13 protein-coding genes and 1 tRNA gene are annotated in these 12,514 nt (G+C 68.4%); 6 read left to right on the top strand and 8 right to left on the bottom strand.

Annotated elements, in window-relative coordinates:
* Nucleotides 1–26: 26 nt before the first annotated feature.
* The 7 genes from AAFN86_RS03580 to gatC form a co-directional block, all read right to left on the bottom strand.
* The gene (locus AAFN86_RS03580) at nucleotides 27–1,163 is read right to left on the bottom strand and encodes a hypothetical protein (RefSeq protein ID WP_347541847.1); all 1,137 of its coding nucleotides are present in this window, start codon (nucleotides 1,161–1,163) and stop codon (nucleotides 27–29) included.
* A gap of 269 nt (nucleotides 1,164–1,432) precedes the next feature.
* A tRNA-Ser gene (locus AAFN86_RS03575) sits at nucleotides 1,433–1,525 on the bottom strand.
* 91 nt (nucleotides 1,526–1,616) lie between these two features.
* Entirely contained in the window at nucleotides 1,617–2,261 is a 645-nt protein-coding gene (locus AAFN86_RS03570; RefSeq protein ID WP_347541845.1) for a glutathione S-transferase N-terminal domain-containing protein, read from the bottom strand.
* Nucleotides 2,262–2,326: 65 nt separating this feature from the next.
* Nucleotides 2,327–3,409, bottom strand: a complete 1,083-nt coding sequence (locus tag AAFN86_RS03565; protein ID WP_347541844.1) for an AI-2E family transporter — start codon at nucleotides 3,407–3,409, stop codon at nucleotides 2,327–2,329.
* A gap of 244 nt (nucleotides 3,410–3,653) precedes the next feature.
* Nucleotides 3,654–5,105, bottom strand: coding sequence for an Asp-tRNA(Asn)/Glu-tRNA(Gln) amidotransferase subunit GatB (gene gatB, locus AAFN86_RS03560; protein ID WP_347541843.1), 1,452 nt, complete (start codon nucleotides 5,103–5,105; stop codon nucleotides 3,654–3,656).
* Nucleotides 5,102–6,589: an Asp-tRNA(Asn)/Glu-tRNA(Gln) amidotransferase subunit GatA gene (gene gatA / locus AAFN86_RS03555; protein ID WP_347541842.1), complete on the bottom strand. Its 1,488-nt coding sequence runs from the start codon at nucleotides 6,587–6,589 to the stop codon at nucleotides 5,102–5,104. The genes gatB and gatA overlap by 4 nt, the downstream gene beginning before the upstream one ends.
* On the bottom strand, nucleotides 6,589–6,885 hold the full coding sequence (gatC, locus tag AAFN86_RS03550; protein ID WP_347541841.1) for an Asp-tRNA(Asn)/Glu-tRNA(Gln) amidotransferase subunit GatC: 297 nt from the start codon (nucleotides 6,883–6,885) through the stop codon (nucleotides 6,589–6,591). The genes gatA and gatC overlap by 1 nt, the downstream gene beginning before the upstream one ends.
* A 44-nt stretch (nucleotides 6,886–6,929) precedes the next feature.
* Here gatC and ruvX point away from each other — a divergent pair, with 44 nt between their 5' ends.
* From ruvX to AAFN86_RS03525, 5 genes are read left to right on the top strand one after another with little or no spacing between them, the layout of a single operon-like run.
* Nucleotides 6,930–7,433: a Holliday junction resolvase RuvX gene (gene ruvX / locus AAFN86_RS03545; RefSeq protein WP_347541840.1), complete on the top strand. Its 504-nt coding sequence runs from the start codon at nucleotides 6,930–6,932 to the stop codon at nucleotides 7,431–7,433.
* On the top strand, nucleotides 7,420–8,202 hold the full coding sequence (locus tag AAFN86_RS03540) for an FkbM family methyltransferase (RefSeq protein ID WP_347541839.1): 783 nt from the start codon (nucleotides 7,420–7,422) through the stop codon (nucleotides 8,200–8,202). Before ruvX ends, AAFN86_RS03540 begins: the two co-directional genes overlap by 14 nt.
* Nucleotides 8,196–8,696 carry a hypothetical protein gene (locus AAFN86_RS03535; protein ID WP_347541838.1) on the top strand — a complete coding sequence of 167 codons (501 nt, stop codon included), beginning with the start codon at nucleotides 8,196–8,198 and terminating at the stop codon, nucleotides 8,694–8,696. The genes AAFN86_RS03540 and AAFN86_RS03535 overlap by 7 nt, the downstream gene beginning before the upstream one ends.
* 9 nt (nucleotides 8,697–8,705) lie before the next feature.
* A complete protein-coding gene (locus AAFN86_RS03530; RefSeq protein WP_347541837.1) occupies nucleotides 8,706–9,641 on the top strand; it encodes an aspartate carbamoyltransferase catalytic subunit in 936 nt (311 codons plus the stop codon).
* On the top strand, nucleotides 9,641–10,123 hold the full coding sequence (locus AAFN86_RS03525) for a GNAT family N-acetyltransferase (RefSeq protein ID WP_347541836.1): 483 nt from the start codon (nucleotides 9,641–9,643) through the stop codon (nucleotides 10,121–10,123). The genes AAFN86_RS03530 and AAFN86_RS03525 overlap by 1 nt, the downstream gene beginning before the upstream one ends.
* Here AAFN86_RS03525 and AAFN86_RS03520 read toward each other — a convergent pair.
* Complete coding sequence (locus AAFN86_RS03520) at nucleotides 10,095–11,066, bottom strand: tripartite tricarboxylate transporter substrate binding protein (RefSeq protein WP_347541835.1); 972 nt, start codon at nucleotides 11,064–11,066, stop codon at nucleotides 10,095–10,097. The genes AAFN86_RS03525 and AAFN86_RS03520 overlap by 29 nt on opposite strands.
* Before the next feature lie 220 nt (nucleotides 11,067–11,286).
* Here AAFN86_RS03520 and AAFN86_RS03515 point away from each other — a divergent pair, with 220 nt between their 5' ends.
* Entirely contained in the window at nucleotides 11,287–12,510 is a 1,224-nt protein-coding gene (locus AAFN86_RS03515) for an FAD-dependent oxidoreductase (protein ID WP_347541834.1), read from the top strand.
* The last annotated feature ends 4 nt before the right edge of the window (nucleotides 12,511–12,514 follow it).

The raw sequence follows: 12,514 nt of genomic DNA, 5'->3' as shown, positions 1-12,514 counted from the left end.
GCGGCGCCATCCGCGCCCACGCCGCGTCATCCAGGATCAACCGATCCAGCACGCCCATCCGCCGCCTCCAAAAGGCAGCTTTGAATCATGCTTCCATCAGCCAGGGAATCCCTAGAGTCCACATGACCTAGGGCGCTTCCCGCGCCGATTACGCGAAACCCCGATTGTGTGACGCGGATTTCCGTCGCCCTCTCGTAGCCCAGTTCGCAGTCCCGGTCGTTCATCCAAGCCGACAAGGCGCTCAGGCTGGACAGCGAGAGAAGCGCCGAGGCATCCCGAAAGGCGGCACGGCATCGTTCAAGCTGGGAAGCGGCTCCCGCCAACAGTTCTCGCACTTGACGCAGCTTCATCCCGGCTTGGCGGTCTGTCAGAAGTTCCCACGCGGTGTCCTCGATTACGCGCTTAGCGTCGATAATCGCGACCCGTGCGGCGTTCCCGTCCGACCAGGGGGACCGCACTTCGAACAGGGCCGACAAACCGCCTAACTGACCGACCGACACCGTCTCCCAACGGCGCTTCGGCTCACGCTTCAAGTCGGGTCGTCCGTCGTCGCGACGCAGGGCTTCGCGGAAGCTCGTATCGACGATCACTAGCCGCTCGACTGTGAGGTGCCCGGCACGAGTGTATGCGTCGCGGATTACCCGCTGGAACTCAGGCGCGGCCGCTCGCATCATGCGCGGGAGGTCGGCGACAAACTCAAATGCGTTGCCCTGCCGATCCATGGCTCGCACAAGACCACCGATGATCCGCGTTACTTCGTCGCGGAGCGGGCCTTTGATGTTCTCGAATGCCACTCGGCTCGTATATGCGCGGTAGTCTGCCGCCTCGGCCTCGAAGCGGTCGCGATTGATGTGGGTTTCCCAGCACTCGTCGCCGATCAGCCGCAACCGGCGGTCACTCCGGGAGATGACGATACGGCCCCCGCCGAACTTGCGTTCGGTCTGACAAAAGGAACAACGATAGTAGCTCTCGCGGTGCTTCTGTTCCGGCGTCTTTCCGACAAACGCGAAGTCCTGGACGTCCAGCGGCCTGTTCGGCTCGACGCTAAGTGCCGTCACGGGGTCGCCGCGTTCGAAGTGCGCGGTCAGCGACCGCCGCGTTTCCTCGACTTGGCGCCGAAAGTCGTCGTGCTGGTCCCGACCGAGTGCCCGAGATGCGGACATTTAGTGCCTGCTCCAACCGCCACACCACTACATCTGGTATCACGGAGAGGAAAACACAACTGCGGCGATGCCGTGGGCGCCACGCGCCGCAAACCCCTCTCCGCAGAGACCGTCGTGGCGGCGGAATGCGTATCAGTCGCCACGGCTGCCCATCTCGGGCGGCAGGAATGTGAGGGGGAAACCGTGAGGGGGAGCGTGAGGGGGAATGCCCTGTCGGAGGGTCCAGTAAGTCTCTGATATTACAAATAAAATCTGGAAGGTCAAGGAACTGGCGGAGGGGATGGGATTCGAACCCACGATAGGACTTGACATCCTATAACGGTTTAGCAAACCGCCGCCTTCGGCCACTCGGCCACCCCTCCGCAGGAGTGGAAGTCACACGGCGTTGCAGGCGCCGCTTCTACCGGCGGGGGCGCGGGCCGTCAAACATCCCGCGCCGACCGCCGTGCACACCTACGACAAAGCCACCTCGAATCCGCGCTTCGTCGCCGGCCGCGCCATCATCGTCGCGTACCAGAGCGCCACATTGGGGTAGTCGCTGATCGCCTTGCCTTGCGTCGGCAGATGCCGCTCATGCCGCCACGCCCAGCCCAGAATCGCGAAATCCGCGATCGAGGGTTCACCGGATGTCGCGACGAAATCGCGCCCCTCCAGTTGCTTGTCGAGCACGCGATACAGTCGCAGCGTCTCCTTGCCATAGCGTTCGAGCCCGTAATCCTTCGCCGGCCCATCGGGGCGCATCATGAAGTGATGCACCTGCCCCGGCATCGGCCCGAAGCCGCCCATCTGCCACATCAGCCATTCATACACGGGCACCCGCGCGCGCAGGTCGGCCGGCAGGAACTTGCCGGTCTTCTCGGCCAGGTACAGCAGGATCGCCCCGCTCTCGAACACCGTGATCGGGCGGCCATCCGGCCCATCGGGGTCCTTGATCGCGGGGATGCGGTTGTTGGGGCTGAAGGCAAGGAATTCCGGGCTGAACTGCTCGTCCTTCGAGATGTTCACGGTCCTGACCGTGTAGGGCAGCCCCATCTCCTCCAGCGCCGCGCTGATCTTGCGCCCATTCGGCGTGTTCCAGGTCCAAAGCTCGATGGCCATGCGTCAGCATCCTCGTCCGTTCCTGGACCGAGGAGTCGCATGGCCGGCGCGCCCCGTCCACCGCGCTAAGGCGCGCGCACCGCCGCCCCGGCCTGCCGCCAGGCCTGCAGCAACCCGTGCGCGACCGCCAGCAGCGCCGGCCCGATGAACAGCCCCAGGAAACCGAAGGAGATCAGCCCGCCGAACACCCCGATGATGATCAGCGCCAGCGGCATCGCACTACCACGCTGGATCAGCAGCGGACGGACGATGTTGTCGCTGCCCGAGACCGGCACCAAGCCCCAGACGAACATGAAGATCGCCCAGCCCGTATCGCCCTGCCCGTAAAGCCAGACCGATGCGCCGATCCAGGTCACGATGATCAACGGCCCCAGCACCTGGCTGATCGAGAAAACCATGGCGAGAAACCCGAGTGCGACCGCACCCGGCACGCCGGCAATCGCCAGGCCCAGCCCCATCAGCACCCCCTGGAGCAGCCCAGTGCCCACCACGCCCCAGGCGACGCCGCGCACCGCACCGCCGGCGGCATCGATGGAATCCACCGCGGTCTGCCCGCCCAACCGGCCCGCAATCTCGCGCAGCTGCGCGACAAGCGTATCGCCGCTGGTCCAGAACATCGCGGCGACCAGCAGCGACAGCAACAACTGCATCAGGCTTGCCGCCGCCGCCTGCCCCATATCGATCAGCATCGACGCGATCGCCCCGCTATAGGGCCGCACCACCTCGGAAAAGTTGTCGCGCAGCGCGCCGGCCTGCGTCCAAAGCCGTCCGGCACTCGTCCCCACCACCGGCAGGTCGGTCAGCCATGCGGGCGGCGTGGGCGACAGCCGTTCAAGCGCGCCGCGCGCCAATTGGACGATGCCGACCACCTGGTCGCCGAGATCGGGCACGATCAGCGTCGCCGGCAACGCCACCGCCAGGATCAGCACGACGAGCATCAGCACCGACGCGATGCCGGGCCGCAGGCCGCGCGCGACCAGCGCAGCGCGCGCCGGCCAGGTGCCGATGGCGATGAAGGCCCCGAAGGCGATCGCCAGGGCGAAGGGCTCGAGGATCCGCCCCACGCCGTACAGCAGCAGCGCAAGCAGCAGCAGTGCAGCCGCCCGCTCGGCCACCACCAGCGTGTAGGCGTGGTTCGCCTTCGGCACTGCACCTTGCCCGTCCGACTCGCCAGCCATCATCGCCCCCTGGGGTCGTTCGCGGCGGAGCGAAGCATGGGGCGGGAGGTCAGGGGAAGAACTCAGGCGTGCGATTGAAGGTTGGAGGAGCGCCGCCCCTCCAAACCACCCCGCCAAAGGCCAGTGGGCCTTTGGAAACCATCACCTGGCGCCGGGCAGGACGCGCTGGGCACACTCCCGGGAGGCGTCCCGGAGCCCAGCCCTGCCGAACCGCTCAGGACAGCTTCTGCTTCAACAGGTCGTTGACCAAGGCCGGGTTTCCCTTGCCCTGCATGGCCCGCATGGTCTGGCCGACGAAGAAGCCGAACAGCTTGTCCTTGCCGGACCGGTATTCCGCGACCTTGTCGGCATTGGCGGCGAGCACGCCGTCGATCACCGCCTCGATCGCGCCGGTGTCCGTCACCTGGCGCAGGCCGCGTTCCTCGACGATCAGCCCGGGGGCGCGGCCGGTCTCGACCATCGCCTCGAAGACTTCCTTCGCCAGCTTCCCCGACAGCGTGTTGTCGGCCATCAGGTCCAGCAGCGCACCGAGATCGGCGGCGGACACCGGCGGTTCGGCGATGGAAGTCTTGGTGCGGTTGATGGCGGCGAACAGGTCGCCCATCACCCAGTTCGCCGCCTGTTTCGCGTCGCGGCCCTTGGCCACGGCCTCGTAGTAGGCGGCCGTTTCCTTCTCCAGCGTCAGCACATGCGCGTCATACGGCGTGACGCCGTAGTCGTTGACGTAGCGCGCACGCCGCTGATCCGGCAGTTCCGGCAATGCGGCCTTCAGCGCATCGACCCAGGACTGCTCGATCACCAGCGGCGGCAAATCGGGGTCGGGGAAGTAGCGGTAGTCATGCGCATCCTCCTTCGACCGCATCGACCGCGTGATGCCGCGGCCTGTGTCGAACAGGCGGGTTTCCTGGTTCACCTCGCCGCCGGATTCCCACACCTCGATCTGGCGCCGCGCCTCGGCTTCGACCGCCTGCATGACGAAGCGGATGGAGTTGACGTTCTTCACCTCGCAGCGCGTGCGGAACCCCTCCCCCGCCTTGCGGACCGAGACATTCACGTCGGCGCGCATGGATCCTTCCTCCATGTTGCCGTCGCAGGTGCCGAGGTAGCGCAGGATCTGCCGCAGCTTCGTCAGATACGCACCGGCTTCCTCGGGCGATCGCATGTCGGGCTCCGACACGATCTCCATCAGCGCGACACCCGAGCGGTTCAGGTCGATGAAGGATTTGTTCGGGTGCTGGTCATGGATCGACTTCCCCGCATCCTGTTCCAGATGCAGCCGCGTGATGCCGATGACCTTGGTGGTGCCGTCCTGCAATGCGATCTCGACCTGCCCGGTGCCGATGATCGGATGCGCGAACTGGCTGATCTGATAGCCCTGCGGCAGGTCCGCGTAGAAGTAGTTCTTGCGGTCGAAGCGCGACCACAGGTTCACCTGCGCATTCAGCCCCAACCCGGTGCGCACGGCCTGCGCCACGCATTCGCGGTTGATCACCGGCAGCATGCCGGGGAAGCCGGCATCGATGAACGACACCTGGCTGTTCGGCTCGGCGCCGAATTCCGTCGCGGCTCCGCTGAACAGCTTGGCGTTGGACACGACCTGAGCGTGGACTTCCAGCCCGATGACCAGTTCCCAGGGGCCGGTTTCGCCGTCGACGGTGTAGCTCATGCCCCTGCCCTCATGCTGGGAAGCGACTTGAAATCCGCCGCGCGTTCCAGCGCCGCGCCGACGGCGAACACCGTCTCCTCGTCGAACGGCCGCCCCAGCACCTGCAACCCCAGCGGCAGCCCCTGCGGATCGAGACCCGCCGGCACCGACAGCCCCGGCAGGCCAGCCAAGTTCGCCGTCACCGTGAATACGTCGTTCAGGTACATCTGCACCGGATCGTCGCTGTTCTCGCCCTCGGCAAACGCGGCGGACGGCGTCGCGGGCGCCAGGATCGCATCCACCTTCGACCACGCCTGTGCGAAGTCACGCGCGATCAGCGCGCGTACCTTCTGCGCCTTCAGGTAGTACGCATCGTAATATCCGGCCGACAGCACATAGGTCCCGATCATGATCCGCCGCCGCACCTCCGGGCCGAAGCCGGCGGCGCGCGTCCGCTCATACAGGTCGCGCAGATCCGACCCCGCTTCCGCCACCCGCTTGCCGAACCGCACCCCGTCATACCGTGCGAGGTTCGACGACGCCTCGGCCGGCGCCACGATGTAGTAGGTCGGCAGCGCATACTGCGCATGCGGCAGCGAGATATCGACGATCTCCGCCCCCGCTTCCTTCAGCCAGTCCAGCCCCTGCCGCCACAGGCGCTCGATCTCGGGGGGCATCCCGTCGATGTGGTATTCGCGCGGCACGCCGATCCGCAGCCCCTTCACCGAACGCCCGCAGGCGGCCGCGAAATCCGGCACCGGCCGGTCCGCGCTCGTCGAATCCTTCGGATCGAAGCCGGCCATGGACCGCAGCAGGATCGCGCAATCCTCGACCGTGCGTCCGAACGGCCCCGCCTGATCGAGCGACGACGCATAGGCCACGATCCCGAAGCGCGAGCACCGCCCATAGGTCGGCTTGATGCCCGTGATGCCGCAGAAGGCCGCCGGCTGGCGGATCGACCCGCCGGTGTCGGTGCCCGTGGCACCCAGCACCATCCGCGCCGCCACCGCCGCCGCCGATCCACCTGACGACCCGCCAGGGACCAGCCGCGCATCGGGGTCGTTGCGCCGGCTCCACGGGTTCAACACGCCGCCATAGGCAGAGGTCAGGTTCGACGACCCCATCGCGAACTCATCAAGATTCGCCTTGCCGAGGAACACCGCCCCGTCGCGCTTCAGCTGCGACGTCACCGTGCTCTCATAGGGAGGGATGAAGCCTTCCAGGATCTTCGACCCGGCCGTGGTCTGCACGCCCTCGGTGCAGAACAGATCCTTGATGGCGAGCGGAATGCCCTCCAGCGGCCCGGCCTCGCCCCGCTTGCGACGGGCGTCCGAAGCGCGCGCGGCGTCCATCGCCTGGTCCGCCGTCACTGTGATCAGCGCATTGATCTTCGGGTTCAGCGCCAGGGTCGCATGCACATGCGCGCGCGTCAGCTCCTCGGCGGAAATGACGCCTTCCTCCAGAGCGGCGACAGCGCCGGCCAGGGTGAAATCGGTCGGATGCATCACTCAACCACCTTCGGCACGCCGAAATATTCGCCCTCGCGATCGGGGGCATTGGCCAGGACCTTCGCGGCCTGGCCGCCATCGGTCACCACGTCGTCGCGCAGCGGCATCGCCGCGATGCCCTCGGGCGTGCCGCCGGCCATCGGCTCGATGCCGTCGGTGTCCACCGCCTGCAGTTGCTCGATCCAGCCGAGGATGCCGTTGAGCTCTCCCTGGACACGGAGGACCTCGTCTTCCTCAAGGCGGATGCGGGCAAGGGCGGCGACGCGCCGCACGGTGGCGGTATCGAGTGACATCAATGCTCTTCCAGGGGAACGGGGGCCGGACCATAAGCCTCGGCATGGCCATCATCAACCTGAAGGACCTCCGCGCCGCCCTGCCCCGCCATGCGCGGCTGATCGGCCTCGACCCCGGCACCAAGACGATCGGCGTCGCGCTGTCGGATGTCACGCTGATGCTGGCCAGCCCCTATGGTGCCATCAAGCGCGGCAAGCTCGCCGCCAATGCCGCCGAGATCGCCGCCATCGCATCGAAACAGGGTGCCGCCGGCCTGGTCGTCGGCCTGCCCCTGTCGATGGACGGCACCATGGGCCCGGCGGCCCAGGCGGCGAAGGACTGGGCGCGCGCCGTTTCGGAAGCGACCGCCCTGCCCTGCGCCCTGTTCGACGAACGCCTTTCCTCCGCCGCCGTGAATCGCATGCTGATCACCGAGGCCGACCTGACCCGGGCCCGCCGCGCCGAAGCCGTCGATCGCGCGGCGGCGGCATATATGCTACAATCCGCCTTGGATGCGTCACGGCCTGATGCCTATGCGACGGATGCCGAACGAGATGAAAGGCGATAGTGTCCCGACGGCCGGCCGGCCTCCGCAAGCGGCCTGGATACCGCCCGTTTCCCTCGAGGAGCGGATCCGCCGCGCCTGCATCCCGCCTCGCCTGGCCCTGCGCTGGGATCTGTTCCAGGCGCTGCGCAGCGGCGAGCGGGAATTGCGGCTGGTTCCGATGCTCGCCGATCCGGCTCGGATCTCCGTCGATGCCGGCGCCAATCGCGGGGTCTGGACCGAGATGCTGCGCCGCCATTCCCTCGCGGTTCGGGCCTTCGAACCGAATCCGAAACTATTCGCCGAACTCTCCGCCCGTCTAGGCCCTGGCGCGACCGCCATGCCCTATGCCCTGTCGGACGAATCCGGCGTGGCCGAGTTGCGCATTCCGCGCCGCCGGAAGGGCTATTCGAACCAGGGTGCCACCCTGGCCCATGACAGCCTCGGGACCTGCGCCTATGGCGCTGTCCGGGTGCCGACGCGCCGTCTGGACGACGTCGAGACCGGCGATGTCGGCCTCATCAAGATCGATGTCGAGGGCCATGAACATGCCGTGCTGCGCGGTGCCGCGGCGCTGATTGCCCGCTGCCGCCCCGTTTTGATCATCGAGATGGAGGAAAAGCACCTCCATCGCCCGATCGCCGGCGCGATCGCGGAAGTCTCGGCGCTCGGCTACCGACCGCATGTGGCCGGTCCGGACGGCCCGCTGCCGCTGCGCCTGGAGGACCTGCCGCGACTGCACGACGCGGGCACGCCGGGCTACGTGTTCAATTGGATTTTCCTGCCGTGCTGAACGGCGTGGCTCCGGTCATGGTGATCCGCGACCGCTCCGCCATCGCCGCCTGGGTCTTCATGGGCATCTGGATGGGCTTCCTCGCGCTGATGACGATGGTCATGAGCCGTGACGGCCCCCATCCATCCCAGCCGGCCGAGTTGCAATACGGCGTGCTGGCCGCGTTCTGGCTCGTGGGCATCCCGGTGACCGCGCAGGTGCTCGCCAGCCCATGCCTACGCCTGGTGGTGGATGCGGCCGGCGGCGTGGCCATCCATCGCCGGTCGATGCTGGCGCGGGAGGTGGAGACCTTCCCGCCCGGTTCGGTCCAGGTCGAACTGCGGCCCGGCAAGGATGATGAGGGCGACCCCGTCTGGCGGGTCATGCTGGTCGCCCGGGATGGCCGCGAACGCATCGCACGCTCCGGGCGGGTGCGGCAGGATGAGGAGACCCAGGCCGATCTCCTGCGCGCGGCCCTGGCGGCCCCGCTGGCCGAATCCGCGCCGGGGGCCTAGAATCCCGCCGTGTCACATCCCTCCAAACACCTCCTCGCCATCGAGGGCCTCGAGCCCCCCCATATCGGGGACCTGCTCGACCTCGCCGAATCCTATGCGCTGCTGAACCGCAGCGGGAAGACGCAGCGCGACCTGCTCAAGGGCCGCACGCTGATCAACCTGTTCTTCGAGGACAGCACGCGGACCCGGACCAGCTTCGAACTGGCCGGCAAGCGGTTGGGTGCGGACGTGATCAACATGTCCGTCAGCACGTCGTCGGTGAACAAGGGGGAGACTCTGCTCGACACCGCCTCCACCCTGAATGCCATGCAATGCGACCTGCTGGTGATCCGCCACGCGCAGTCGGGCGCCCCGGCGCTGCTGTCGCAGAAGGTCGATGCCGCGGTGATCAATGCCGGCGACGGCACGCATGAACACCCGACCCAGGCTCTGCTGGATGCGCTGACCATCCGCCGCCACAAGGGGCGCCTGGAGGGTCTGGTCGTTGCGATCTGCGGCGACATCACCCATTCCCGCGTCGCCCGGTCGAACATCCACCTGCTGACCACCATGGGCAGCCGGGTGCGCATCGTCGGCCCGCCCACGCTGATCCCGGCCGATGCCCACCGGCTGGGCGTCGAGGTCTTCACCGACATGAAGAAGGGGCTGGAAGGCGCCGATGTGGTGATGATGCTGCGCCTCCAGCGCGAACGCATGGTGGGCGGGCTGGTCCCCTCGGCGCGCGAGTTCTTCCGCTTCTACGGCCTGGACGCCGAGAAGCTCGCCGTCGCCAAGCCGGACAGCATCGTGATGCACCCCGGCCCCATGAACCGTGGTGTCGAGATCGACAGCGCCATCGCCGACCACCCGACGCGTTCGGTGATCGGCGAACAGGTGGAGATGGGCGTCGCCTGCCGGATGGCGGTGCTCGATATCCTGGCGCGGCGGCTGCCGCGCAACCGGTGATGGCGCCGCGCCGCGCCCGGCCGGACGAGGCCGCCGCGCTGCGCGACCTCGTCCGCGCGTCCTACGCGGCCTGGGTGCCAGCGATCGGCCGCGAACCCGCGCCGATGAACGACGACTTCGCCGCCCGCATTGCCGCCGATCAGGCCTGGGTGGTGGACCGGGACGGCGCGCTGCTCGGTGCCCTGGTCATCGAGGACACGCCGACCGGCCTGCTGGTCGACAACGTCGCGGTCTCGCCCGCCGCGCAGGGCACCGGCCTCGGCCGCGCGCTGATGGATTTCGCCGAGGCCGAGGCAGCCCGTCGCGGGCACCGGCGCGTCTGGCTCTACACACATGAGAAGATGGTGCGGAACATCGCGCTGTATGAACGCCTCGGCTTCGCCGAGACGCATCGGGCGGAGCAGTCGGGCTTCGCGCGGGTATTCATGGCGAAGGATTTGACGCCCGCGCCTCTCAATCCGCCGTCGCCCCGCTCGCCCTGACCAGCGGCACCCAGGTCGCCAACTCCCTGCGCAGGAAGGCCGCGAACTGCTCCGGGCTGCCTTCGATGATCGGCGGCAGGTCCTGCTCCTCCAGCCGACGCCGGTTGGCGGGGTCGAGCACCGCCTCCCGCACCGCCTGGTTCATCCGCGCGACGATGGCGGCCGGCGTGCCCGCGGGCGCGAACACCCCGAACCAGGAATAGGCGCGGTAGCCCGGCAGCCCGGCCTCCGCGCTGGTCGGCACGTCCGGCATCAATGGGGACCGCGCCGCCGTCGCCACCGCCAGACAGCGCAGCCGGTCCGCCGCGTGGTGGGGGGCGATCAGCGCGGGCGTGTCGAAGCACATCGCCACCTGCCCGGCCAGCATGTCCGTCAGCATCGGCCCACTGCCGCGATAGGGCACATGCGTCGCCTCCGCCCCGATGGCGTTGAGGAACGCGACCGCCCCGATATGCGCCGACCCGCCCGCGCCGCCGGTGCCATAGGCATACCGCCCAGGATTGGACTTCAGCAGCGCGATCAGCCCAGCCAGGTCCGCCACACCCAGCAAGGGATGGACGGTGATGCAGATCGGCACCAGCACGGTCGGTGCCACGGCCACGAAATTCCGCTCGGGGTCGTAGGGCAGCCGCGCGCCGTACAGCCCCACCGCAAGCACATGGGTCGAAATCGTCCCCATCAGGAAGGTCGATCCATCCGGCGCGGCCTTCGCCACGGCGTCCGACCCCAGCGTGCCCCCTGCCCCGCCACGGTTCTCGATCACCACCGGCTGGCCCAGCGCCTGCTGCATGCGCGGCGCGAGCAGCCGCGTCGAGACATCAGTGCTGCCGCCCGCGGCGAAGGGCACGACGATGCGCACTGGCCGGGTCGGCCAGGGCTGCTGCGCCAGCGCGGGCGTGGTGAGCAGGGCGGCGGACAGCGCCGGCAGGGAACGTCGATGCATCGTGGGGCCTTCCAAGGTCGTGGCGAACGAATGGGGTGTTGCGGTCCCATGCGTTCACACCGCCTGCTCCCGGCATTCCGGCACGGGCATCGTCACGCCGCCCGCATCGTGCCATCCGACCGCGACCAGTTCCAGCGAGCAGGAGCACGGGGTTGGCCTGTCACCCGCAACATCCGCCGCCCGCCGGCGTTGCCTCCACTGGATCCAAGGGAGGCGGCCCATGTGGGGTAATTCGGCGACGCAATCGCGCGACCTGCGCACGGGCACCCCGGTCTGGCTGCCTGAAGGCGCGCGTGGCGGTCTCGGCGCGGCGCCGCACGAAAGCCTGGTCGCGGATGTCGCGATCATCGGTGGCGGCATCTCCGGCGCGCTGCTCGCCGATGCGGCGCTGGCGGCGGGGCGCTCCGTCGTCGTGCTCGACCGTCGCGGCTTCGCCCTCGGCTCGACGGCCGCGAGCACGGCGCTGCTGCAATTCGAACTCGACACGCCCTTGACCCATCTTACCGCGCGCATCGGCAAGGACCGCGCGGCGCGGGCCTGGTGGCGGTCCGCCGCTGCGGTCGATGCGCTGCGCGGGCGGATCGCCGATCTCGGCCTGCGATGCGGCTTTCGGGATCGCCACACGGCCTATCTGCCGGGCGATGTCCTCGACGTCGCTGGACTGCGCCGGGAAGCCGAGGCGCGGGCGCGGATCGGCCTGCGTTCGCAATACCTGAACGCCGAGGAACTGCGCGGCTTGGCCGGCATCGACCGGCCAGGCGCGGTCTGGTCGGGCGGTGCGGCGGAAGCCGACCCGGTCAAGCTGACGCGCGGCCTGTGGCGTTCGGCCGCCGAACGGGGCGCCCGGCTGTTCGCGCCCGCCGATGTGCAGGACATCGTGGCGACGCGCCAGGGCGTGACGCTGGCGCTGCCCGGCGGCATCGAGGTCAAGGCGAAGCATGTCGCGCTGGCCACCGGCTACGAACTGGCGAAGATGCTGAAGCCGCGCGGCTACAAGGTGGTCTCGACCTGGGCGATGGCGACCTGGCCGCAGCGAAGGCAGCTCTGGCCATCCCGCTGCCTGATCTGGGAGGCCGCGGATCCGTATCTCTACCTGCGCACCACGCTCGACCACCGCATCGTCATCGGCGGCGAGGATGAGGACGTCGCCGATGCGAAGACCCGCGACGGCCTGATCCCCCGCAAGATCGAGACGCTGCGGCGCAAGCTCGCGCGGCTGCTGCCCGAGGCCGACGACAGGGTCGATTTCGCCTGGACCGGCTGCTTCGGTGCCAGCGCCACCGGCCTGCCGGCGATCGGCCCGGTACCAGGTGCGGAACGCTGCTTCGCCGTGCTGGGCTATGGCGGCAACGGCATCACCTTCAGCGTCATCGCCGCGCAGATGTTCCAGCGCTGGCTGCTGGGACTCGACGACCCCGACCGCGACGTATTCAGCCTGGGCTGACGCC

The organism is Roseomonas sp. CAU 1739, assembly GCF_039839775.1.
Taxonomy (GTDB): Bacteria; Pseudomonadota; Alphaproteobacteria; order Acetobacterales; family Acetobacteraceae; genus Neoroseomonas.
This window is presented reverse-complemented; position numbering and strand designations above follow the sequence as displayed.